We start from the raw sequence: 20,029 nt of genomic DNA, 5'->3' as shown, positions 1-20,029 counted from the left end.
TAAAAATCTAATTTCAAAACAGAAAAACCCCTTCTTCATAAGAAGAAGGGGTTTAATCGCTTCCTCTTATCTTCCAAGCAAAAAAGCTGCTTGCTGGATTTAGCACCTTGGTACATCACATGAAGTGATGCATACCGGTTGCTGAGGTTTCAAAGGGCCAGTCCCTCCACCTCTCACGATAAGAATGTGTTGTCTGTCTGTTCTAATTCTTAATACTGTAACGCATTAAACCTCATTTTTCAAGGGGAAATGTAACGATTAATTAAAATTTTCTGTATTTTGCAGCAGATTGGATGTCAGCCAATTTGATTGCATGTTAGCATATAGGAACAACGCTGTTTTTCGTGTTACAATGAATGGAAACGTTTCACTTATGATGAATTTGGTTAGCTGGAGGAATGGATTATGGTGAAGAAAACAGGCATCATTCAAGAAGAAACCTTACAGTCAAAAGAACTTGGGGCAGATATGACCATTTTAATTTATTTACCAGTCAATTACTCCCCCCTTTATACATATCATGTCATCATTGCACAAGATGGTCATGATTATTTCCGCTTAGGCAAAATAGGCAGACAAGCGGAAGAATTAATGCAAAACAAAGAAATGGAACGCTCGATTATCATTGGTGTCCCATATGAAAATGTGACTGAAAGGCGAAATACGTATCATCCAGACGGACCAAAGTTCGAGGCGTATAAACGCTTTTTGGCAAATGAACTAGTTCCCTATATTGATGAACACTATCCAACGTATCAAGTTGGATCAGGTCGTACATTTATTGGTGATTCATTAGGTGCTACGATCTCACTTATGACAGCCCTTGATTATCCTTCGTTATTTGGCGGACTGATTTTGCAGTCTCCTTACGTGGATGAGTCGGTTCTGCAAGCAGTCAAACAGTCATCATCCCTTGCTCATTATGCCATTATCCATCAAATCGGGTTAGAAGAAACAGCTGTGAAAACGACAGATGGGCAAGTACTAGACTTTATTCAGCCGAACGAAGAATTAAAGGTCCTTTTGGAGAAGTCCGGTGCGGATTATTTATTTGAGACATTCGAAGGCGATCATAAATGGACGTTTTGGCAGCCGCTCATTTCACCTTCGTTAAAAAGAATGCTCCCATATTCGTTAATCAACTGAATTTTGTTATAATAAAAAATAATAAATACTTTCTTAATCAGGAGGGAACATGATGAAATACGGAGTTGTTTTATTTCCATCAAAAAAATTGCAAGACATTGCGAACTCTTATCGGAAACGTTATGATCCGAACTATGCACTCATACCACCTCATTTAACATTAAGAACACCTTTTGAATTAACGGATCTAGAAGCAGCTGAGGTCGTCTCCACCTTGCGAGAGTACGCAAAAAATGCTTCTCCTATTACGTTACGTATTAAAAAATTCAGTTCATTCGCTCCTGTAAACAACGTGATTTATATGAAAGTAGAACCGAACGAAGAATTAATGGCTCTCAATGAGAGGTTGTACACTGATCCGCTTGCTGGTACACCTGAATATGCGTTTGTTCCGCATGTGACAGTGGCTCAAAAGTTATCAGACGATGAGCATTCAGACGTTCTAGGCACATTGAAGCTGAGAAAAATTGACCACGAGGAAACGGTTGACCGCTTCCATCTTTTATATCAATTAGAGAACGGTTCTTGGACCGTTTATGAAACATTTATCTTAGGAGAAGAGGGTTAAAGACATTTGAATACAGTCATCGTAAAAGAACAAACACAACGAGAAGATGCTTATTATGTTCGAAAAGAAGTTTTCGTAAAAGAACAAGAAGTCCCGTTAGAGATCGAAATTGATGAACTTGAGGACGAAGCCATTCACTTTGTCATTTATAATGATGACAACAAACCACAAGCTGCTGCTAGACTGCGCATAATTGAAGGTCATAAGGCAAAGCTTGAACGAATTTGTGTATTAAAAGAGGCGCGCTCTTTCGGTCTTGGCCACCAGCTTTTAGAAGCACTTGAGTCTGAAGCGATGGCAAACGGGGCGAAAGAAGCTGTCATGCATGCACAAGTCCAAGCTCTTCCCTTCTACGAAAAGAAAGGCTACAAAGCCGTTTCAGAACCGTTTGAAGAAGCAGGGATTACACATGTCAAAATGACAAAAACACTATCCGTTTAACGAAAATAAAAAGCCAGGGCATCATGGATGCTCTGGCTTTTTATTGATTCCATCTCGTTCGCTCAGGAAGAAAGCGCAGTCATTTAGACGTAAGTATTGATATGAACGCCCTTGCCTTCTTCCATAAACATATCTCGTACAAAGCGTTCCCGCTTTTTTTGCTGTACTTTCGTTTCCGCTTCTGTCACTAAGTCCTCTTTTTTCTCCAGCTCTCTGTATACCTTGTCATGAAAGGTGCGGGTGACCTTCGTCACTTTCGCATAGTCTTCTTTATCCTGAGGAGCAGGACGATTGATATATTGAAAATACAGATCCGGCTGAATCGGGGCTATATATCCCATCAAGAACGCCTCCTTTGCTTCTCTTCTACTCTACTATTCCCTAATTATGACTGTTTGAAACACGCCTCATTTGATATGATTAGATGTGTTTCTTTTTAACATTGATTGACTATTGGAGGACTAGCTTTGAAATGCGCACGACGACATGATCGAACGATCTCATTACATACATATTCGAGAGAACACTATCAATTCCTCCATGATGAGGGGAAAAAAGGGCATTTATCTTGCCCATATTGCGGACAACCCGTCTTTTTTAGATTAAATATACATGAAGAACCTGCCTTTATCCATAAGCAAATATCTCAGCAAGAGATTTGCGAAAAAAGAGAACAACAAGAGGAAAAGAAACCGGCTGAACGAGAGGTACATGCATCCTACAAAGAACTTGGCGGCTTTCGCTTTCCAACCGGCAAACAGATCATCTCACAAACAGAAGAATCGGATGACTGGCAGGAACCACGGTCCATTCAATTTGGCGAAACCTTTCATTTAGAAAAGAATGAAGAAGTCCATACCATTGACCTCTTTCCACACATCACCTTTAGCGCACCGCAGCTTCAAGCTGTCACACACAAAGACGGTCCGATGCTTGTGCTGGCTGGCGCCGGCAGCGGGAAAACAAGGGTACTGACAGCAAGAGCTGCTTATCTGATGTCGCACCATCAAATCCCTGCTCACCATATCCTGCTCGTGACCTTCACCACAAAAGCAAGCAGTGAAATGAAAGAAAGATTGCGTATGCAGTATCAGCTTCATCCATCACAGGCGAGCCAAGTTGTGACAGGCACATTCCACAGTCTATTTTATAAAATGCTGCTTCACGATGATCGGGGCAAATGGAACGGACAGCATTTGATTAAATTCGACTGGCAAAAAGAGCAGTATATTCGAAAAGCAATCATGCATGAAGGACTTGATGAAAAAGACTATCCAACCGATCAAGTGCTGCAATCAATCGGCTATTGGAAAAATGCTTTTTTGCCAGACGAACTTCCTGAGCTGAAAGATGAAAAAGAAAAGCAAATGTGGACAATCTATCAGTCATACGAACAGCAAAAGCGTGAAAATCAACAATTTGACTTTGATGACATGGCGATTGCCTGCTTACACATGCTGACTAAGCAGCCTGAATTGCTCAAACAATATCAAGAACGATTCAAGTATATTTTAGTAGATGAATTTCAAGATATTAATCCCGTACAATATCAATTAATCCAGCTTTTAGCTGGAGAATCCGAGCAGCTATTTTGTGTAGGCGATGATGATCAAGCCATCTATGCATTTAGAGGAAGCAATCCTGCTTTTATTCTTGACTTCAAACAGGACTATCCTTCGGCCGAGATCGTCCATTTACATGCAAATTACCGCTCTCATCATACGATTGTCGCAAGTGCAGACGCCATTATTAAGAAGAACCAGCATCGTTACGAGAAAACGTTAAAAGCCGTTCGCGTGGAGAAAATTCCGCCGACTCTTTTTTATCCATATGACGAGGAAGAGGAAGCGACCATGATCGTAGCAGATATTCAGGAGAAAATTAAAAACGGTGCAAAACCGAATGACTTTTGCGTGCTGTTTAGAACGAATACAGGAGGCCGTGCGATTTATGAACGTCTTCATCAATCGGCGATTCCGTATCAAACCGATGCTGGCGTAAAAGCCTTTTATAGCAGAAGAATTGTTCGGGTGCTGCTCGCTTTTCTTTCGCTAAGTCAGGATGCAGATGATGTCGCCGCAATGAAGCTGCTGCTGCCCGTTTTCTTTTTAAAGCAGCAAACACTGAATACCATGAAGGCGCTGACCATTACGGAAGATTGTTCTATGGTAGAGGCACTTGGAAAGCTAACAGACATTCAGCCGTTTCAGCGCAAAAAACTGCAATCGATCGTTCCCCTGTTTCGTACGTTAAAATCGTTAAAGCCATCTGAAGCTGTAGCGTTTATTGAACAAAGGATGGGACTTGGTGATTATTTAAAAAAACGTGTGAATGATACGAATGTGCTTGAAAAAGGAACAGATGATGTACGAGATGTGAAAACAGCGGCGAAACGTTTTGAAACAATTGAAGCCTTCCTCGCTCATGCCGAACATATGAAATCTGCTGAAAAGGAAAAATCAGATGAACCAGGCGTTCAGCTCATGACGATCCACCGTGCGAAGGGACTAGAATTCCAAACAGTGTACATCACGAGCGTGGTTGATGGGGCGCTCCCTCATGACTTTGCACTTGATGAGCTGAGAAGCGGTGATGAAGAAGCCATTGAAGAGGAGCGGCGCTTATTATACGTTGCCATGACGAGAGCAGAACTATCCCTTTATCTATCCGTTCCATCATATAGAAGAGGAAAAACGGCTCACCGCTCCCGCTTTTTGTACCCTCTTTTAAAGAAAAATCGTGAATTATTCACACAAAAACAACAGGCCCCCCTTTAAATGGAGAGCCTGTTGTTTATTTTTTGTTGTTCATCATTTTAGCGATTGTATTAAAATCAAGCTTTTCTTTTCCACTTGTAATCGATTGAACGATTTTGTCTTCCATTTCTTTAGGTACACGTTTGTTTGCAAGCTGCGCCACTTTTTTAATGACACCTCGAACGGTATTCTCATCTTTAAAGTTCGCGTTTTGCAAAGAACCTGCAAGCTTAAAGACATCATTCATATTTACACCTGTTTTATTTTCCACACTTTTAAAGAACTTATTATCCATTCCTTTGCCTCCTCTTTGTGGAGTAATCACCTTACTATATGAAAATAGGCGAGATATGTGCCTATCCTGCTGCCTTGTTAGCAAAGAGAAAGGAAAGCAAAAGGCTTCCCTATTGCTTCCCTCACCTTCTTACTGTTTAGTTAAAGAAAGAAGCACCAACGATGATTAGAAGAATGAAAAGCACGACGACAAGAACAAAAGTTGAACCATAACCGCCGCCGTAGCCGCCGCCATAACCTCCGCAATAACCGCCACCGTAACCGTAACAACTCATATTTAAGCACCTCCTCTTCTCCCTTACAAAATATGAAAAATACATGAAATGGTTTGGACGATCACATAAAAAAGTGCGGAATTTTTATTTCTGCTGTTTAAAGACGTAATCTGCCTCTCCATGACGGATCATGAATGCTTCTGTTTCTTTCGCAAAAGTATCCATTTTCTCGCCAAATACTTTTAAGTGCTCTTCAAGATCCTTCGCTTTATTCGCTAGATCCATTTCAGCTTTTTCGTGCGCTTGCTCTTTCCCATCATGGGGTTTAGTGAACAAGGAACCGATTAATTGTTCGAATGCATCCATTCTGGTCACCCCTTCTCTCTTACATATGCATCACCCAAAAAAAGGGCAACAAAAAAACCGGATAAATCCGGCTTTTGTTTTTCCCTATTGAGGTTTCTTTTTCTTCCCGCAGCCGCAGCCCGTCTTCTTGATTTTCTTCGTATATACAGATTGTTGATTTGACTGCGCTGGATACCCTTGAAGCATATGTGACGGTGTTTCAGTTGGTTTCATCGCAACCCTTCCTTTCCTATTCCATGTTAGTATATGCATTTTCTTTAAGCGTGTCTGATCAGAATGCCTGTTTATTTCACAAGCTTCGACACGACTGCTTCAATCAAGCCTGCTGCGGCGGCAATCGCTAATAGTAAATTAAGCCACATGCTGATGACAGGAAAAAATATGTATATCGCAAGTAAAGCAGCAGTGCACCACATACCCGTACACCAATAACAACTTAACAGCTCTCCTATCCAAGATCGCAGTCCCTTCCCCTTAATGACGATATAGGTCTCGACTTCACCTTGTTCGTTTATCTCTTCTTGCTCTTCATGAAATAGACGGCGAAAGGGGGCTGTAATCGTATCAAACACGATCAATCTCGTCAGCCTAAAGGATGCGAGGGCAAATATAGCAAATGACAAAGCGCCGCTCATGGAACCTCCACCTCCTTCATTCTTCTTTTTCCGTCCTTTCTTTATATATGCAAAAAGAAAGACCGCCATGATGAATCGGGTGCAAATAAAATTGGGTTGTACTTTTTCATGCTTTCCGATTCCACCTTGAGCCTCTGCTGCATTAAATAATGTATAGATAAGAAAGGAGTGAAAGTATTGTCTATTGAAGAAAGTGCTGATTTATTATACACACAACTGTTAAACGAATTAATCAGCAATTATGATGATTTCATCGAGATCAAGGATTCCGAAAATGTCACGATTCATAAAACAGATGTAACAGCCGCACTCTCCCTTCAAGCGACCGTAACGACAATCATTACTCTTTTAATTCAAATTCTTGTACCAGATGATGAATTGGCTGCAGACATCACAGAACAGCTTTTAGCTGCACAACAAGTGACAGTTCAAAAGAAAACAGTGATTCAAATCATCAATTGTTATAACGTCACGATTACATTATCTGATGCATCCATTATGAACTCCGTACAAATTCTCACTCAAACACTGAATGTACTTTTAGTTGAAGCCGGCATTCTTTGACCCTTTCTTTTTCTAACATCATGTATGAAAGAGGTGAAATAATCGTGGCTGAAGAGAACGAAAAAAAGGAGTTTCAAATCAACACTGATGTTGATCCATTAACAAGCCTTCTTGTGAGTGATATTTTAAACAAAAATAATGTCACAGATGATCAGAAAGCAAACCTTTCAGAAGATCAAAGAAGGATGATTTTGAAGCTGGTTCAGGATTTACAAAAGAAAGCAGATGATTTCGTACAGCAGCAGCAGGAGAAAAAGCGTCAGGCAGAGGCAGCAAAACATGCAGAAGAGGTCGAGCCTGAACCACAAGTGCGCCCTAAACGAAATTCACTTCGAGAACGTATCCAGCAGCGTCGTCAAGCACAGCAAAATAACGATTAAATAAAAATGGGTTGCCTGCTAGGATAAATGCCCGAGACAAAACCAATCATTCCAGCATTTAATAAAGTAAACGGAAGGAGGAAAAGAAATGGATTCTAAACCATACTCTTGGGTCGCTCTAGATCGCAACTGTACACACCACGGCGATTACCATCATAACTACGAAAGAAAAGCAGTTTGTGACGGCCACTATTATGATGATGAAGATGTTTTACAAGACTTTGATCAAGTGAGTGTAACAAAGCAGACATCTGAGGAAGTCATTATCGTTAGAGATTCTTGTGACATTAACGTCTCTTCTGTTGATGCACAGGTTGCAGCATCTATCCAAGCAGCTGTTCAAACAGCGATCATCACCATTACAAACATCTCAATCGCTGATGGTGACCTAGCTGACCGCGTCACTCAAGATCTATTGCAAGCAGCTAGCCACAAACAAACAAATCGCCAGAAACTTGTCATCGAAAACTCTAGAAACGTTACAGTCTCTACAATCGATGCGGACATCTCTATTGCCATCCAAACGCTTACACAGACACTTGTTGCGACGATCGTTGCAATTGGTATCCTCTAATGTACAAAAGCAGAGCGAAAAGCTCTGCTTTTCCTTTTCTAAAAATACAACAAAGATAAATAGTCATTTACCCACACCAACTAGAGGGCGCATACATATGTTGTTAAGGACTAAAGTCAAATACCTTGTTAAAGGAGCTGAAATCCATGAGCTGCGGAAAACACCATGGCCGACATGATGAAAACTGTGTATGCGATGCGGTTGATAAGATTTTAGCAGAGCAGGAAGCTGTAGAAGATAAATGTCCTACGAGCTGCTACAGTAATTTATTAAGCCCGACAGTTTCTGGAAAAGATACGATTCCGTTTTTACTTTTTGATAAAAAGGGCGGATTGTTCTCTACTTTCGGAAACATTGGAGGATTTGTTGACGATTGCCAATGCTTCGAATCCATTTTCTTCCGGGTTGAAAAATTGCATGACTGCTGTGCCACATTATCTGTATTAAGACCTGTTGATGTACACGGACATACGCTAAGCGTTTGTCACCCTTGCGATCCTGACTTCTTTGGTTTAGAAAAAGCGGACTTTTGTATCGAAGTTGATTTGAACTGTTTCTGCGCGATCCAATGTTTAAATCCAGAACTTGTCGACAGAGTCATGCCAACAAAAGATAAAAAGCATCATCACCACGGCTAAACCAATCGCCCGCTCATCTATCTTGTCATAAGTCAAAGCATCCCCTTCCTCACGAATGACAACCAATCATGCGGAGCAGTCAGCAAAAGGCGGCCGCTTCCGCATTGATTGACATTAGATGCATCAACCGGCGAGACACATAATAAAGCTTATAGATGATGATGACAGTGCTCAAACACTCAAACAAATTTCCTTGTATAGGAGGGTTGAATATGAGCCGCAAACATTCATGGAACTGTGTAGCAGAGGCTGTTGAAAACATAAACGACTTACAAAATGCCGTCGAAGAGGATTGCCCAACCAGCTGTTACAGCAATCTCCTTTCTCCATCACATTCATTAGGTGACACTGTCCCGTTTGTTCTATTTACCTCAAAATCAAAACCATTCGTCGCATTCGGAAACGTCGGAGAAGTAGATGCTGGCCCTTGCTTCAGCACTGCATTTTTCAGAGTCGAACACATCTCTGATCACTGCGCAACACTCAGCTTGCTTATTGCATTTGACAAAGATCGTCATATTTTAGATTTTACAGATAAAGATTCCGTATGTGATGTGTTCCGTTTAGAAAAATCAAAATATTGCATTGAAGTAGACCTTGACTGCTTCTGCGCAATCGAGTGCTTAAATCCAAGACTCATCAACCGTAGCTGCTAACAAAAAAAGTCCCGTTATGGGACTTTTTTTATGTTCATTAAAAACCAAGTGGATGAATAGAAGAAATATCACCAATCGCTAATTCCACTGGATTACCGCCGCCTGCTGTGCGGATGACGACCATATTGTCTTTTCTCTCCATGATGATTCCTCTGTATGTTTTTCCATCGGCTTCAATGAGGCAAAGCGCTCGCGGCATATTATGCGGCAGACTTGTAAGAAAATCGACTTTCTCCTCGATATTCATTTGGCTTAACGGCTTCTTCACTCGTTTTCTTCTTGGTTCTTCTTTTGTTTCATGAAATACGCCTTCTGGCTGTTTTTCTTGTTCTTGTACTGGCTCTCGATTTTGTGAATTATCTTTTTCTTGATTGATCTCCCGCTCTTGCTGTAGCGCAGGCGGCTCTTCTTTTTTCTGCTTTACTTCCTGTGATACAGGTTCTTGCACGCTTTCTTCGATTGCATCCTCTTTGGCGCTTTTTTTGGTTTCTGAAGGTTTTTCTGACTTCTTGCGCTTTCTCACAATATTTTGCATGGCCGGCGCTGATTCATCATAGCTCGGCTGAACAATATACATAAGCGGCTTTTGATTCTCATCACCTTTATTTGACATACTGATCCCTCCCGAATGATTCATTCCTTATATATATGAGAGGACACCCCAAATCAGAAGAAAAATAAAAAACAGCATACCAGTGATTGGTATGCTGCAAATCATTTATTCGTTTAGCGGGCAATGATATGGAAGCCAGAATCAACATGAAGATTCTCACCTGTCATGCCGCGCGATAAATCACTGAATAAGAATAGTGCTGTATCGCCAACTTCTTCAGGAGTCGTTGTACGGCGAAGCGGTGCACGCTCTTCAATATCCTTCAGGATCGTATTAAAGCCGCTGATTCCTTTTGCAGATAACGTACGAATTGGACCAGCAGAAATGCTGTTCACACGGATGCCTTCCGCTCCAAGATCAGCTGCTAAGTATTTCACACTTGCTTCAAGGGCTGCTTTTGCTACACCCATGACATTGTAGTTAGAGACAACGCGCTCTCCGCCTAGGTAAGTAAGTGTGACAATGCTTCCGCCTTCTGTCATGAGCGGACGTGCTGCTTTTGCTACTGCTGTTAGTGAATAGGCACTAATGTTGTGCGCTAAAAGGAAACCTTCACGGTTCGTGTTCAAATATTCACCGACAAGCTCTTCTTTGTTCGCAAATGCAATCGCATGTGCAACACCATGGATGACTTGTACTTTTTCTTTAATCGTTGCAAAACATTTTTCGATTTCTTCATCACTTGTCACATCACAAGGAAGAATAATGGAATCATCACGCTCTAGCGTGCTTGCTAGCTCTTTCACTGATTCTGCCAGACGATCTCCAACATAAGTAAAAATCAAACGAGCTCCTGCTTCGTGAAGTGAACGAGCAATTCCCCAAGCGATGCTTCGTTTATTGGCAACACCCATCACCACAATATTACGGCCTTCTAAAGAAAAGTTCATATGTATTAAAGCCTCCTATTTTTTCAAGACATAGTATTAGTACCTGATCATAATCTTATCACAAATCATGAGATATTGACAATTTCCGCTGAAAGAAAGTTTTTATTTCAGAAAAAAGACCGCCTTCACAAGTGAAGACAGTCTTCTTTTTATGCTTTGACTCTGTTTTGCTGATAAGCAAAGTGGTTAGTCGGTCCGTGCCCAGCGCCAATATTCAGAGGAAATTTGATCGCCTCATGGACAAAGGTTTCTGCCGTTTCAAAGGCTTCCTTCATGGAACGACCTTTTGCTATTTCTGCCGTTAATGCCGCTGCAAATGTACAGCCTGTTCCGTGTGTATGTGGTGTATCAATATGTTCATTACTGAGTTCAAAAAAGCTTTTTCCATCGTACAAAAGGTCTGTAATGAGGCCGTCTGAAGGGCTATGACCTCCTTTGATCACCACATAGGACGTGCCAAGCTCATAAAGTCGTTCTGCTGCTCTATGGCGATCGTCTTTTGTCTGAATGCGCATGCCTGTCAGCACTTCTGCCTCAGGGAGATTCGGTGTGACTGCATAACTGACAGGTAGTAACTGTGTTTTCATAGCAGAGACCGCATCTTCATTTAATAAAGAAGCGCCGCCTTTGGCAATCATGACTGGATCGACAATTAGTTTCAAATCATATTGCTTCGTCTTTTCAGCAACGACACTGATCATGTCGGCACTCCACAGCATCCCTGTTTTAGCGGCATCTGGCAACAAGTCTTCTGCTACTGCATCAATTTGACTTTCGAGCGCCTCGATAGACAGTGGATAAATACCGTGAACACCAAGTGTGTTTTGAGCTGTAATGGCCGTAATGGCGGACATTCCGTACACACCAAGCTCTTGAAAGGTTTTCAAATCTGCTTGAATACCTGCTCCACCACCAGAATCAGTACCTGCGATGGTTAATGCTTTTTTAATCGTCATGTCATCTCACCCTCTCATTAGCCAATCCATTGATGATAAATCGTTCTCGCTTTCGCAATATCATTTGTCCCATGTACAAGCGCTCTGCCATCTTTGAATAAAACGAGCTTGTACTCATCCTTCTGACACGAAAGCAAATAAGGATTTTCCAGCACATCCATTCCTGCTTTCTTTAGCTGACGGGCTACTTCATGCAGCGCTGGGGGTGCCCCTAGTGCACTGCGAATTTGTACGGTATTTCGTCCACATAATACATCTGCTTTTGCTCTTTGATCATATGAGAGAAATGGATATGTCTTAAGACCGCAGCTTGGACATTGTTTCTTTTTTAAAGACGTAACGGATCGAATATCAGATCGCTCGTTTGTCCATAAATCAAACGATCTTAATACCGGCGTGATGTGGTGTCCTGTTAAAAGCTTCAGTGCATCCGCCACTTGATAGGCCGCAACCTGCTGCACTACTGGACTAATAATTCCTGCTGTATCACATGTCATGCCTTGTGCAGGTAAATGCTCAAGCAGGCAGTGTAAACATGGTGTTTCACCAGGAATCACTGTGAATTGAATACCGTAGCTTGCTACACAGGCTCCATAAAGGAACGGAATTTGATGTTTGACGGCTGCATCGTTCGCAATCATTCTCACCTCAAAATTATCCGCTGCATCCACGATGATGGATGCCCCGCTGACGTACTCATCAATATTTTGAGCGGTCACGTCAATGACGATTCCTCTCACATGAACGTCACTGTTCACCTGCTTGAGTCTTTTCTCAGCAGCCACAGCCTTTGGCAGCCGATCAAGAACATCTTGTTCTGTGTATAGCTGCTGACGCTGCAGGTTGCTCCATTCAATATAATCTCTATCCAAAATGGTGACAGATCCTACACCGGCACGGACGAGCATTTCAGCACTCGCTGTTCCAAGTGCCCCAGCTCCAATAATGACGGCCTTTGAGGCATGTAGCCGTTTTTGTCCTTCTGTTCCAATCGGCCTAAAAAGCTCTTGGCGTGAATAACGTGTGCTCAAAATGCTGGCATTCCTTCCTGCGGACTGCTGGCTGTTCCATAGTTTTTGAGTGGAATACGGCCTGCCTCGAACCCGAGTCTTCCAGATTCAATCGCCAGCTTCATCGCTTTAGCCATTTTCACAGGGTCCTTTGCGCCAGACACGGCTGTATTCAGTAATACAGCATCAGCGCCCAATTCCATCGCATAAGCAGCATCCTTCGGAGAACCTACACCCGCATCAATAATAACTGGCACCTTTGCCTGTTCGATAATAAACGATAGATTCAGAGGGTTTAAAAGCCCTTGACCTGAACCGATTGGAGAAGCACCTGGCATAATGGCATGGACACCAAGTTCTTCTAATTTCCTTGCCAACACCACATCATCTGACGTATATGGCAGCACGATAAAACCTTCTTCTAATAACATTTCAGATGCTTTTAACGTTTCGACTGGATCTGGCAGAAGAGACCTTGAACAGCCAATGACTTCTACTTTGATCATGTCACACAGTCCAGAAGCCTTCGCTAAGCGAGCAATACGAACTGCCTCTTCTGCTGTACTTGCACCAGCTGTATTCGGAAGCAGCGTATATTTAGATAAATCCAGCTGTTCCAAAAAATTAGGCTGAGTTGCTTCGAAAATGTTCATTCTTCTCACAGCAAAGGTTAATATTTCTGCTTCTGATACGTTCACAGCTTCTTTTTGAATTTCAAATGATGGGTACTTCCCTGTACCAAGTAATAATCTAGATGTGAATGTTTTTCCGCCAATATGCAGCATGGTGTCATCCTCCTCCTACAAAGTGAACGATTTCAATCGTGTCATTTGGTTGAATTTTTACCTGTTGAAAGGCTTCTTTATCTATAATTTCTTGATTTTTTTCAACGATCACCACTCGGTTTTCAAGTTGATAGGCTGATAGCAGATCAAAAATCGTGCCATTTTCCTTATCGAAATCAACCATTCTTCCATTCAATTGAATTTTCATACGAACAATGCCTCCTTTCGCCCAATACGAAACGCATGAAGCCATTCCTTGTGAACAGACTCGCCCGCTATTAAGCCGCGAATGATTTCCCCCGTAATTGGCGCAAGTAAGATGCCATTTCGGTAATGTCCCGTTGCAAAAAGAATACGCTCGTCTTCTGGATGTTTTCCGATATAGGGGTGCCGGTCGCTTGTCGCTGGCCGAAGACCTGCCCAGCATTGATCAATCGGCATCTCTCGAATAGAAGGCATGAGCTGAGATGCTTTGTGAATAACTGCTTCAATACCGCCAAGTGTCGGAATGGCCTGCCAGTCATTCGGCTTCATCGTTGCACCAATCACTAGCTTACCGCTATCCCTTTGAACGATATAACAATGATCATGATAGATGGTGTGTGCAAGCGCTGGACCGTTATTCCAAACAGACACGCATTCTCCTTTTACGGGATAGAGAGAATGTGATAAACCCAGTTCTTCTAAAAAACGGCCTGACCATACACCACTTGCTACAGTCAGATGATCACATGTGAAGATGCCTTTAGCTGTACTGACTGTCAATGTTTCTTTTCCCCTCTTCACATCGATAACAGGGGTAAACTCCTTCACATCCGCTCCGTGCCGAACAGCCGCCTGCCAAAAAGCCCTGCATACCGCATATGGCTCGACATGTACATCATCTTCTATCAATCCTGCTCCTAAGATGTCATCTGCAATTTGAGGCAAACATTCTTTTACGCTGCTTGCTTCAAGCCATTCAAATGTGGGCAAATGCTGCATCCGGCAAAGCGCACGCTTTTCTTGTTCTGTAAAAGCCACCTTCATAATTCCGCCCACTGATGTCCGAATATCAATGCCCGATTCATGCTGAAGGTCGACTGTTAATTTTTCATATAAAGCCTGACTTTGTCTGCCTACTTGAAAGAAAACATCTTCATCACCTTCTCCTTCAGCATGTGCACCCAGCATGCCAGCAGCCGCACTCGTCGTTTGCTTCCCGATCTCATTTGCCTCAAATAAGACAATCTGCTTTCCTGCTTTTGCAAGGTGATAAGCGATCGACATCCCTATGATTCCACCACCAATGATTGCAACATCATAATGCTTGTTCATAAGGATTCTCCTTTCGCTTTTTAGAAAATGTTTGCGCCATTTTGCGCGGCTGAGGATGAGCAAAAATCCCCGACATGACGGCTATTCCCTTTAAATCAACATGCATCAATTCTGGCAGTCGTTCTGGTGTGATTCCACCAATGACAACGACTGGAATGGACAGCGCAGAAGTCATGTCTTCCACAATCTTTATGCCTCTCGCCTGAAGTCCGGGTTTGCATGCGGTATCATACACATGTCCAAACATGACATACTCTGCCCCGTTCTTCTCTGCTGCTTTGGCTTCTTCTATCGAATGAACCGATACCCCCGCATAGAGGTGAGGAAATTTTTGTCTTAATTCCTTTGGCGAAAAGCTGTGTCCAGGAAGATGAACCCGGTGAATATTGGTCAGCAGCGCAACGTCAACTCGGTCATTGATAATCAGCTTTTCTTTCGGAACACCTTCTGCTAGAAGTTGTTTCACGAGGTGAACCAGCTCACCTGCTGCCTTCGATCGTTCACGAATATGAATAAAGTCTACTTCAGACGCAATGTCTTTTATTTGCTTGATGAGCTCCCTGACAGGAAGCGTATCATTTGTCACTGCGTGGAGTTCCATTTGCACCAACCCCATCTAAGCATGCTGTCTGCCACATTTCTTTTTCATACGCCATCTCCCAGAAATGGTATTCGTAATAGCTCGAAATCACGAAATTTTCTTTCATATTAGCCCGCACATGTTCTGGCGCTTTTTCTGCAAGTTCATCAAAACGGTTCACCTGTTCAAAAACAAGCTCTTTAAACCAATCCCCGCCATATGTCAAAATCCATTCTTGATAAATCGGATGGTCAGGAGTTGTTTGTTTCAGTTTTTCTCCTACCTCATAATAAAGCCAGTAGCACGGCAATAATGCGGCTAAAATTTCTTCAAAACGACCGCTTTTCACAGATCGGTACATATGCGAGGTATATGCATAAGCAGTTGGAGAAGGTTTAAACTTTGCCAGCGCTTCATCAGAGATCTGGAGCAGTTCTGTGAACTTTCTATGCAGTGATAGCTCTGCTTCATACGTACCCTGCGCATGATATGCCATTCTGCCTGTCGTATGTAAGTCCTCACTAATGGCGGCTCCATACGACTGTACTTTTGCAAAATGAGTTAAATAGTACGAATCCTGCATCACATAATAAGTGAAACGATCGAGTGAAAGTGTGCCATCACCAATCCCTTTCACAAAAGGGTGTGTAAAGCTCCCATTCCACCATCTAGCTGCTGCTTCTTTACATTCGTTCGAAAATGTCATGTTCCTCTCCTCCTGTTTTTCCATATAAAAAAACCACTTTCCGCGTGGAAAGTGGTTTGGAATTTGTAAAAAGCATAGTCAAACACCGCACCACTTCCCTACGCAGGTATGAACCTGTTCAGGTAATGAGGGTCTAAAAGTCTATACTTTTATCTCAGCCCTTTTAAAGGACTCCCCTAGTGGATCAAACATATATTGTTGTACCTCTATCTTAATCAGGAATTGTTCATCGGTCAAGGGTTCATTGCAACTCTAATTGGGCTCTAAGTCCTGCCACATACTCCCGGGAGCCAGACACAAGCACGCGGTCACCGCTTCTAAGCGTCGTATCCCCATGCGGCACTAAGCTGTCAATTCCTCTAAAAATACGGACAAACACCAAATCGCCGGTAAAAGGAAATTCCCGCAGCATGACATTATGATACCGATGATTGTTCATTTGAATTTGATACAAAGAAGAATCCTCATTTGTTAACAAGCGAATCGCATCAGGTGCTTCAATCAATGCCCTCAGCACCGTTTTAGATGATAAGAAGTTAGAAAAGGTATCGATCCCTGCTTCCTTTAATGTCAGCTCGGCTTCCGCTTTGTTGACACTTGCAATGACTTGTTTAGACCCTTCTTCTTTTGCAAATAAAGCAATTTCCTTATTTTTCGTTTCACTGCCTGTAGCCACAACAAGCACATCCTCTTGCCCGATGCCAGCCTGCCTGAGCGTATCATCGTCATATTGTTCAATCGCTTCAACTTCAAAGATGGAGTCAGCAAGCAAGGCTTCTTTATTTTCCTGAAAGACGTGTAAAATACGGATGTCATATTCATCCTGATGCAAATCAAGCGTCACAGGTAACGTCAGCTGATTCGCCCCTATAAACGTCACACGCTTTTTATGATTGGTTTCACGTTCTTGTTTAAATAAAGCCTTAAACCAAACAGGCGTTAAAATACTCGTGAGCACAGCGACTAGAATAAGGGCTCCTGACATTTTATGATCAATGACACCAAGCCGCTCACCAATCGTTGCAGCAGCAATGACAAGGGATAACGTCGAGGTTAATAAAAAACCCGAACCGATGACTTTCTTCATGTCATACCATTTTTTTAAATAAAGAATCGGAACGAGTTTACTAAGCAATAATGCAATAAACAGCAGCGGAATCATGATCATGATGGTTGGATCTTTAAAGAGTGACCATATATTCAGGTCCACACCGACCATCACAAAAAAGATCGGAATTAAAAAGCCATAGCCAAACGAGTCCAGCTGCTGTACGAGCTCTTTATTAGGCGAAAGAAGAGACACAAGCACACCTGCTAAAAAAGCCCCAAGAATATTTTCAGCACCGAGTGATTCAGATAAGGCAACTAAGACTATAATGAGAGTAAAGATGGCTCTTGTCCCAATTTGTACCGTTCCTTTTGACATGGACTGAAAAATGGACTTTGTCTTAAATACCCGGCCAAATAAATAAAGAAGAATACCTGCCGCAAATAATAATAAGAGCAACCACATGTTCCCTGTTCCATCGCCATAAATGGAGGAAAACACAGCAAGTAAAATCATTGTCACCAAATCAGCAATAACGGCTACAAGCAAAATGATTTGACCAATATTCGTTTGCATCAACTTTTCCTCTTTTAAGGTAGGAACTACCACACCCAATGAGATGGTGGAAATAATAAGCGTCATTAAAAAGGCATTTTGAATAAATCCTGCAAGGACAAACGCATAAGACAGGATAAAGGACATACAAAATACGCCAACAAAAATAATGGTCGCTGTTTTAAATGTATTCGGTTCTTTTAATCCATTTGGTAGTTCTCGCGCTTTCTTCTTTGATTCAAAAGAAGAAAAATCTATTTCAAGTCCACTTAAAAACATAAGAAAAATAAAACCTAGCATGGATAACGTATCTAGCCATGCGTCGTGTTCAACAACTAGTTGAAGACCGCTTTTTCCAATGATGAGCCCCATGATGATTTCAGCGACAACGACCGGGATGGTCAGCTTAAATCGGTGCAATAAAATGGGGGTGAAAAAGGCTACAATAATAACGACAACGAGTGATGAAACAGATGTATGCTCCATTGGCTAAAGCCTCCTAACATTCATGTTTAATTTTTAAGTTTTACGTTAAAGCATTGATTCTAACAATTGCCCAAATGAAATGAAAGCCATTCGTTATATTTTCTAAAATTCAAACTTCTTTATATCCGATAAATGGATGAAAAAATCAGGAGGAACCTTTATGAAATTCGATATCATCGGCGATATCCACGGCTGCTACGAAGAGCTGCTTACCCTCATACGCAAACTAGGATACGAACTCAAACACGGACTACCTGTCCACCCTGATAAGAGAACACTGGCCCTTGTTGGTGATTTAACAGACCGCGGCCCTCGATCAGTTGCCGTGATGCAATTTGTCATACACGCCTATTCTAAGGGCGCCATCCGCTATGTGCCTGGCAACCACTGTTTTAAGCTGTATCGCTATTTGAAAGGAAATCCCGTAAAATTACTGCACGGCATTGAAACAACGGTAAACGAAATCAAAAAACTGCCGCATGATGAACAAACCATTTTATCACGTGAATTTAAACAATTATTTGAAAAGGCACCGCTTTATGATGTACTCATTCCGAATGAACTGATCATTGCACACGCAGCGATGAAGGAAAAGGATATTGGCAAAAAACCGAACAAACAGATGAGGTCTTATCTATTATTTGGAGCAGTCACCGGAGAAACATGGCCGGATGGTCGACCTGTCAGGAAGGACTGGGCAAAGGAATATCACGGAAAACCATGGATTGTGTACGGGCATACACCCGTAAAAGAACCAAGATTTATCGGTAGAACGGTTAACATTGATACAGGCTGCGTCTTTGGCCACCAGCTCTCTGCTCTTAGATATCCAGAGCTTGAGACCGTATCTGTTCCTTCATCTATGCCATATGATGATTCAAGATTTCAGCATTTCACGCAATAAAAAACCCGGTCCACCATGACAGGTGACCGGGTTTACTTGTTTACTGAAGCAATAATGTCATATCATCCGGCAAAGGAGCCGAAAAGGTCATGGACTCCCCTGTTATCGGATGCGGAAAAACAAGGGTTTCACTATGAAGTGCCTGCCTGCCTATTCTCTCGCTTGTTCCACCATATAGCGTATCTCCAACAAGCGGATGACCAAGGAATTGCATGTGAACACGAATTTGATGAGTTCTTCCCGTTTCAAGGGTGAGGGACACATCAGACATGTCTAAATGAGTATGTACCGACCGCACTGTATAATGTGTTACGGCTTCCTGACCAGACTCATCTACCATTCGTTCAATAATGCTGTCCCCTTTTCGAGCAATTTTTGCTCTAATTGTTCCTTCCTTTTGCGTGATCATGCCATGTGTCATGGCTCTATACGTTCGCTTGACTTCCCCTTTTTTCTGCGCCTTTGATAAAAGGCTGTGTGCAAAGCGATGTTTAGCGACTAACATGACACCAGAAGTATCACGATCAAGACGGTTCACCAAGTGGACAGTCAGCCGGACGGACTGCTCAGCATAATGGTGAAGCACCCCATTTGCAATACTATGCTCAGGGTGCTCTCGAGAAGGAATCGATGGGATATACGGCTTTTTATTCAGCACAAGCACGTGCTCGTCCTCAAATAAAATATCAAGCGGAATGGCCGTAGGTTTTAGCCCTTCACTCACTTTTTCCTCGGGAAATAAAATGGTGAGCCTGTCTCCCTCGCGCAGCTCATATCTCACGGTCACATGCTCTCCATTAATCAGAAGGTCACCGCCATCAAATTTAATATCTGTCAGCATTCGTTTTGAAATGCCAAGATAGATTAAGTAGTCCTTCAGCAGCCTGCCTTCTTCGTTGGCTGATATGGTTTTGTTTATCTTAAAGTATTCCAGCGAGAACAACCT

General features: G+C 42.3%; 27 protein-coding genes and 2 riboswitches. Of the genes, 10 read left to right on the top strand and 17 right to left on the bottom strand.

The genetic code is table 11. From position 1 onward, the window contains the following. Positions 1-63 precede the first annotated feature (63 nt). Positions 64-185, bottom strand: a riboswitch (SAM riboswitch). 220 nt (positions 186-405) lie between these two features. Genes ACTJJD_RS11260 through ACTJJD_RS11250 form a run of 3 tightly spaced genes read left to right on the top strand, consistent with a single transcriptional unit; the run spans position 406 to position 2,155 of the window. Then, positions 406-1,146 carry an esterase family protein gene (locus ACTJJD_RS11260; protein ID WP_035392388.1) on the top strand — a complete coding sequence of 247 codons (741 nt, stop codon included), beginning with the start codon at positions 406-408 and terminating at the stop codon, positions 1,144-1,146. Between the two features lie 52 nt (positions 1,147-1,198). Continuing rightward, the gene (locus ACTJJD_RS11255; RefSeq protein WP_440608395.1) at positions 1,199-1,714 is read left to right on the top strand and encodes a YjcG family protein; all 516 of its coding nucleotides are present in this window, start codon (positions 1,199-1,201) and stop codon (positions 1,712-1,714) included. A gap of 6 nt (positions 1,715-1,720) precedes the next feature. Further along, positions 1,721-2,155: a GNAT family N-acetyltransferase gene (locus ACTJJD_RS11250; protein WP_008348412.1), complete on the top strand. Its 435-nt coding sequence runs from the start codon at positions 1,721-1,723 to the stop codon at positions 2,153-2,155. 83 nt (positions 2,156-2,238) lie between these two features. Here the strand turns inward: ACTJJD_RS11250 and ACTJJD_RS11245 are convergent, their stop codons facing one another. Further along, positions 2,239-2,496, bottom strand: a complete 258-nt coding sequence (locus ACTJJD_RS11245; RefSeq protein WP_008348414.1) for a hypothetical protein — start codon at positions 2,494-2,496, stop codon at positions 2,239-2,241. A gap of 126 nt (positions 2,497-2,622) precedes the next feature. Here ACTJJD_RS11245 and ACTJJD_RS11240 point away from each other — a divergent pair, with 126 nt between their 5' ends. Beyond that, positions 2,623-4,932, top strand: a complete 2,310-nt coding sequence (locus tag ACTJJD_RS11240; protein ID WP_440608394.1) for an ATP-dependent helicase — start codon at positions 2,623-2,625, stop codon at positions 4,930-4,932. Positions 4,933-4,948: 16 nt separating this feature from the next. Here the strand turns inward: ACTJJD_RS11240 and ACTJJD_RS11235 are convergent, their stop codons facing one another. From ACTJJD_RS11235 to ACTJJD_RS11215, 5 genes are all read right to left on the bottom strand, one after another. Then, entirely contained in the window at positions 4,949-5,206 is a 258-nt protein-coding gene (locus tag ACTJJD_RS11235; RefSeq protein ID WP_008348417.1) for a stage VI sporulation protein F, read from the bottom strand. 136 nt (positions 5,207-5,342) lie between these two features. After that, on the bottom strand, positions 5,343-5,480 hold the full coding sequence (locus tag ACTJJD_RS11230) for a YjcZ family sporulation protein (RefSeq protein WP_008348419.1): 138 nt from the start codon (positions 5,478-5,480) through the stop codon (positions 5,343-5,345). A gap of 84 nt (positions 5,481-5,564) precedes the next feature. Next, a complete protein-coding gene (locus ACTJJD_RS11225) occupies positions 5,565-5,786 on the bottom strand; it encodes a hypothetical protein (protein WP_041507451.1) in 222 nt (73 codons plus the stop codon). A gap of 84 nt (positions 5,787-5,870) precedes the next feature. Continuing rightward, positions 5,871-5,999 (bottom strand): hypothetical protein, encoded by a 129-nt coding sequence (locus tag ACTJJD_RS11220; protein WP_008348422.1) that lies wholly within the window; start codon positions 5,997-5,999, stop codon positions 5,871-5,873. 71 nt (positions 6,000-6,070) lie between these two features. Then, complete coding sequence (locus ACTJJD_RS11215; RefSeq protein WP_440608393.1) at positions 6,071-6,421, bottom strand: DUF1360 domain-containing protein; 351 nt, start codon at positions 6,419-6,421, stop codon at positions 6,071-6,073. A 177-nt stretch (positions 6,422-6,598) separates the two neighbouring features. Between ACTJJD_RS11215 and ACTJJD_RS11210 the strand changes: the two genes are divergently transcribed. The 5 genes from ACTJJD_RS11210 to ACTJJD_RS11190 all read left to right on the top strand — a co-directional run bounded on the left by ACTJJD_RS11210 (position 6,599) and on the right by ACTJJD_RS11190 (position 9,233). Then, positions 6,599-6,985 carry a spore coat protein gene (locus ACTJJD_RS11210; RefSeq protein WP_007498962.1) on the top strand — a complete coding sequence of 129 codons (387 nt, stop codon included), beginning with the start codon at positions 6,599-6,601 and terminating at the stop codon, positions 6,983-6,985. Between the two features lie 44 nt (positions 6,986-7,029). Continuing rightward, positions 7,030-7,365, top strand: a complete 336-nt coding sequence (locus ACTJJD_RS11205) for a hypothetical protein (RefSeq protein WP_035392394.1) — start codon at positions 7,030-7,032, stop codon at positions 7,363-7,365. A gap of 88 nt (positions 7,366-7,453) precedes the next feature. Beyond that, positions 7,454-7,939, top strand: a complete 486-nt coding sequence (locus tag ACTJJD_RS11200; RefSeq protein ID WP_008348431.1) for a spore coat protein — start codon at positions 7,454-7,456, stop codon at positions 7,937-7,939. Between the two features lie 146 nt (positions 7,940-8,085). Then, a complete protein-coding gene (locus ACTJJD_RS11195) occupies positions 8,086-8,577 on the top strand; it encodes a CotY/CotZ family spore coat protein (protein ID WP_008348432.1) in 492 nt (163 codons plus the stop codon). A gap of 212 nt (positions 8,578-8,789) precedes the next feature. Next, the gene (locus ACTJJD_RS11190) at positions 8,790-9,233 is read left to right on the top strand and encodes a CotY/CotZ family spore coat protein (RefSeq protein ID WP_008348434.1); all 444 of its coding nucleotides are present in this window, start codon (positions 8,790-8,792) and stop codon (positions 9,231-9,233) included. A 37-nt stretch (positions 9,234-9,270) separates the two neighbouring features. Here ACTJJD_RS11190 and ACTJJD_RS11185 read toward each other — a convergent pair whose 3' ends face one another. The 10 genes from ACTJJD_RS11185 to ACTJJD_RS11140 form a co-directional block, all read right to left on the bottom strand. Beyond that, complete coding sequence (locus ACTJJD_RS11185) at positions 9,271-9,846, bottom strand: CotO family spore coat protein (protein WP_047945549.1); 576 nt, start codon at positions 9,844-9,846, stop codon at positions 9,271-9,273. Positions 9,847-9,959: 113 nt separating this feature from the next. Next, positions 9,960-10,736 (bottom strand): enoyl-ACP reductase FabI, encoded by a 777-nt coding sequence (gene fabI, locus ACTJJD_RS11180; RefSeq protein WP_003211867.1) that lies wholly within the window; start codon positions 10,734-10,736, stop codon positions 9,960-9,962. Positions 10,737-10,885: 149 nt separating this feature from the next. Further along, on the bottom strand, positions 10,886-11,692 hold the full coding sequence (gene thiD / locus ACTJJD_RS11175) for a bifunctional hydroxymethylpyrimidine kinase/phosphomethylpyrimidine kinase (protein WP_024720133.1): 807 nt from the start codon (positions 11,690-11,692) through the stop codon (positions 10,886-10,888). Positions 11,693-11,709: 17 nt separating this feature from the next. Continuing rightward, a complete protein-coding gene (locus tag ACTJJD_RS11170) occupies positions 11,710-12,723 on the bottom strand; it encodes a thiazole biosynthesis adenylyltransferase ThiF (protein WP_017359662.1) in 1,014 nt (337 codons plus the stop codon). Next, a complete protein-coding gene (locus tag ACTJJD_RS11165; RefSeq protein ID WP_025207161.1) occupies positions 12,720-13,487 on the bottom strand; it encodes a thiazole synthase in 768 nt (255 codons plus the stop codon). The genes ACTJJD_RS11170 and ACTJJD_RS11165 overlap by 4 nt, the downstream gene beginning before the upstream one ends. Positions 13,488-13,491: 4 nt before the next feature. Then, entirely contained in the window at positions 13,492-13,695 is a 204-nt protein-coding gene (thiS, locus tag ACTJJD_RS11160) for a sulfur carrier protein ThiS (RefSeq protein WP_017367025.1), read from the bottom strand. Continuing rightward, the gene (gene thiO / locus ACTJJD_RS11155) at positions 13,692-14,804 is read right to left on the bottom strand and encodes a glycine oxidase ThiO (protein WP_440608392.1); all 1,113 of its coding nucleotides are present in this window, start codon (positions 14,802-14,804) and stop codon (positions 13,692-13,694) included. The genes thiS and thiO overlap by 4 nt, the downstream gene beginning before the upstream one ends. Further along, positions 14,788-15,405 (bottom strand): thiazole tautomerase TenI, encoded by a 618-nt coding sequence (tenI, locus tag ACTJJD_RS11150; RefSeq protein ID WP_440608391.1) that lies wholly within the window; start codon positions 15,403-15,405, stop codon positions 14,788-14,790. Before tenI ends, thiO begins: the two co-directional genes overlap by 17 nt. Next, positions 15,380-16,090 (bottom strand): thiaminase II, encoded by a 711-nt coding sequence (gene tenA, locus ACTJJD_RS11145; protein WP_440608390.1) that lies wholly within the window; start codon positions 16,088-16,090, stop codon positions 15,380-15,382. Before tenA ends, tenI begins: the two co-directional genes overlap by 26 nt. Before the next feature lie 78 nt (positions 16,091-16,168). Next, a riboswitch (TPP riboswitch) is annotated at positions 16,169-16,278 on the bottom strand. A 53-nt stretch (positions 16,279-16,331) separates the two neighbouring features. After that, a complete protein-coding gene (locus ACTJJD_RS11140; protein ID WP_046527497.1) occupies positions 16,332-18,179 on the bottom strand; it encodes a monovalent cation:proton antiporter family protein in 1,848 nt (615 codons plus the stop codon). A gap of 160 nt (positions 18,180-18,339) precedes the next feature. Here ACTJJD_RS11140 and prpE point away from each other — a divergent pair, with 160 nt between their 5' ends. Continuing rightward, positions 18,340-19,083, top strand: coding sequence for a bis(5'-nucleosyl)-tetraphosphatase PrpE (prpE, locus tag ACTJJD_RS11135; RefSeq protein ID WP_440599891.1), 744 nt, complete (start codon positions 18,340-18,342; stop codon positions 19,081-19,083). Positions 19,084-19,123: 40 nt separating this feature from the next. Here prpE and ACTJJD_RS11130 read toward each other — a convergent pair whose 3' ends face one another. Next, positions 19,124-20,017: an RluA family pseudouridine synthase gene (locus tag ACTJJD_RS11130; RefSeq protein ID WP_440599939.1), complete on the bottom strand. Its 894-nt coding sequence runs from the start codon at positions 20,015-20,017 to the stop codon at positions 19,124-19,126. Positions 20,018-20,029: the final 12 nt, after the last annotated feature.

Origin of the sequence: Bacillus sp. 22446 (assembly GCF_052044955.1) — a bacterium.
In the GTDB taxonomy this organism is placed as follows: Bacteria; Bacillota; Bacilli; order Bacillales; family Bacillaceae; genus Bacillus; species Bacillus altitudinis.
The sequence above is the reverse complement of the archived record's forward strand: the minus strand, read 5'-3'. Positions and strand labels throughout refer to the sequence as shown.

Bases quoted from the DNA above. Each gene is read 5' to 3' on its own strand.
- ACTJJD_RS11260 (WP_035392388.1), top strand. From the start codon at position 406: ATGGTGAAGAAAACAGGCATCATTCAAGAAGAAACCTTACAGTCAAAA.
- ACTJJD_RS11255 (WP_440608395.1), top strand. From the start codon at position 1,199: ATGAAATACGGAGTTGTTTTATTTCCATCAAAAAAATTGCAAGACATT.
- ACTJJD_RS11245 (WP_008348414.1), bottom strand. From the start codon at position 2,496: ATGGGATATATAGCCCCGATTCAGCCGGATCTGTATTTTCAATATATC.
- ACTJJD_RS11235 (WP_008348417.1), bottom strand. From the start codon at position 5,206: ATGGATAATAAGTTCTTTAAAAGTGTGGAAAATAAAACAGGTGTAAAT.
- ACTJJD_RS11230 (WP_008348419.1), bottom strand. From the start codon at position 5,480: ATGAGTTGTTACGGTTACGGTGGCGGTTATTGCGGAGGTTATGGCGGC.
- ACTJJD_RS11225 (WP_041507451.1), bottom strand. From the start codon at position 5,786: ATGGATGCATTCGAACAATTAATCGGTTCCTTGTTCACTAAACCCCAT.
- ACTJJD_RS11220 (WP_008348422.1), bottom strand. From the start codon at position 5,999: ATGAAACCAACTGAAACACCGTCACATATGCTTCAAGGGTATCCAGCG.
- ACTJJD_RS11215 (WP_440608393.1), bottom strand. From the start codon at position 6,421: ATGAGCGGCGCTTTGTCATTTGCTATATTTGCCCTCGCATCCTTTAGG.
- ACTJJD_RS11200 (WP_008348431.1), top strand. From the start codon at position 7,454: ATGGATTCTAAACCATACTCTTGGGTCGCTCTAGATCGCAACTGTACA.
- ACTJJD_RS11195 (WP_008348432.1), top strand. From the start codon at position 8,086: ATGAGCTGCGGAAAACACCATGGCCGACATGATGAAAACTGTGTATGC.
- ACTJJD_RS11190 (WP_008348434.1), top strand. From the start codon at position 8,790: ATGAGCCGCAAACATTCATGGAACTGTGTAGCAGAGGCTGTTGAAAAC.
- ACTJJD_RS11185 (WP_047945549.1), bottom strand. From the start codon at position 9,846: ATGTCAAATAAAGGTGATGAGAATCAAAAGCCGCTTATGTATATTGTT.
- fabI (WP_003211867.1), bottom strand. From the start codon at position 10,736: ATGAACTTTTCTTTAGAAGGCCGTAATATTGTGGTGATGGGTGTTGCC.
- thiD (WP_024720133.1), bottom strand. From the start codon at position 11,692: ATGACGATTAAAAAAGCATTAACCATCGCAGGTACTGATTCTGGTGGT.
- ACTJJD_RS11165 (WP_025207161.1), bottom strand. From the start codon at position 13,487: ATGCTGCATATTGGCGGAAAAACATTCACATCTAGATTATTACTTGGT.
- thiS (WP_017367025.1), bottom strand. From the start codon at position 13,695: ATGAAAATTCAATTGAATGGAAGAATGGTTGATTTCGATAAGGAAAAT.
- thiO (WP_440608392.1), bottom strand. From the start codon at position 14,804: ATGAACAAGCATTATGATGTTGCAATCATTGGTGGTGGAATCATAGGG.
- tenI (WP_440608391.1), bottom strand. From the start codon at position 15,405: ATGGAACTCCACGCAGTGACAAATGATACGCTTCCTGTCAGGGAGCTC.
- tenA (WP_440608390.1), bottom strand. From the start codon at position 16,090: ATGACATTTTCGAACGAATGTAAAGAAGCAGCAGCTAGATGGTGGAAT.
- ACTJJD_RS11140 (WP_046527497.1), bottom strand. From the start codon at position 18,179: ATGGAGCATACATCTGTTTCATCACTCGTTGTCGTTATTATTGTAGCC.
- prpE (WP_440599891.1), top strand. From the start codon at position 18,340: ATGAAATTCGATATCATCGGCGATATCCACGGCTGCTACGAAGAGCTG.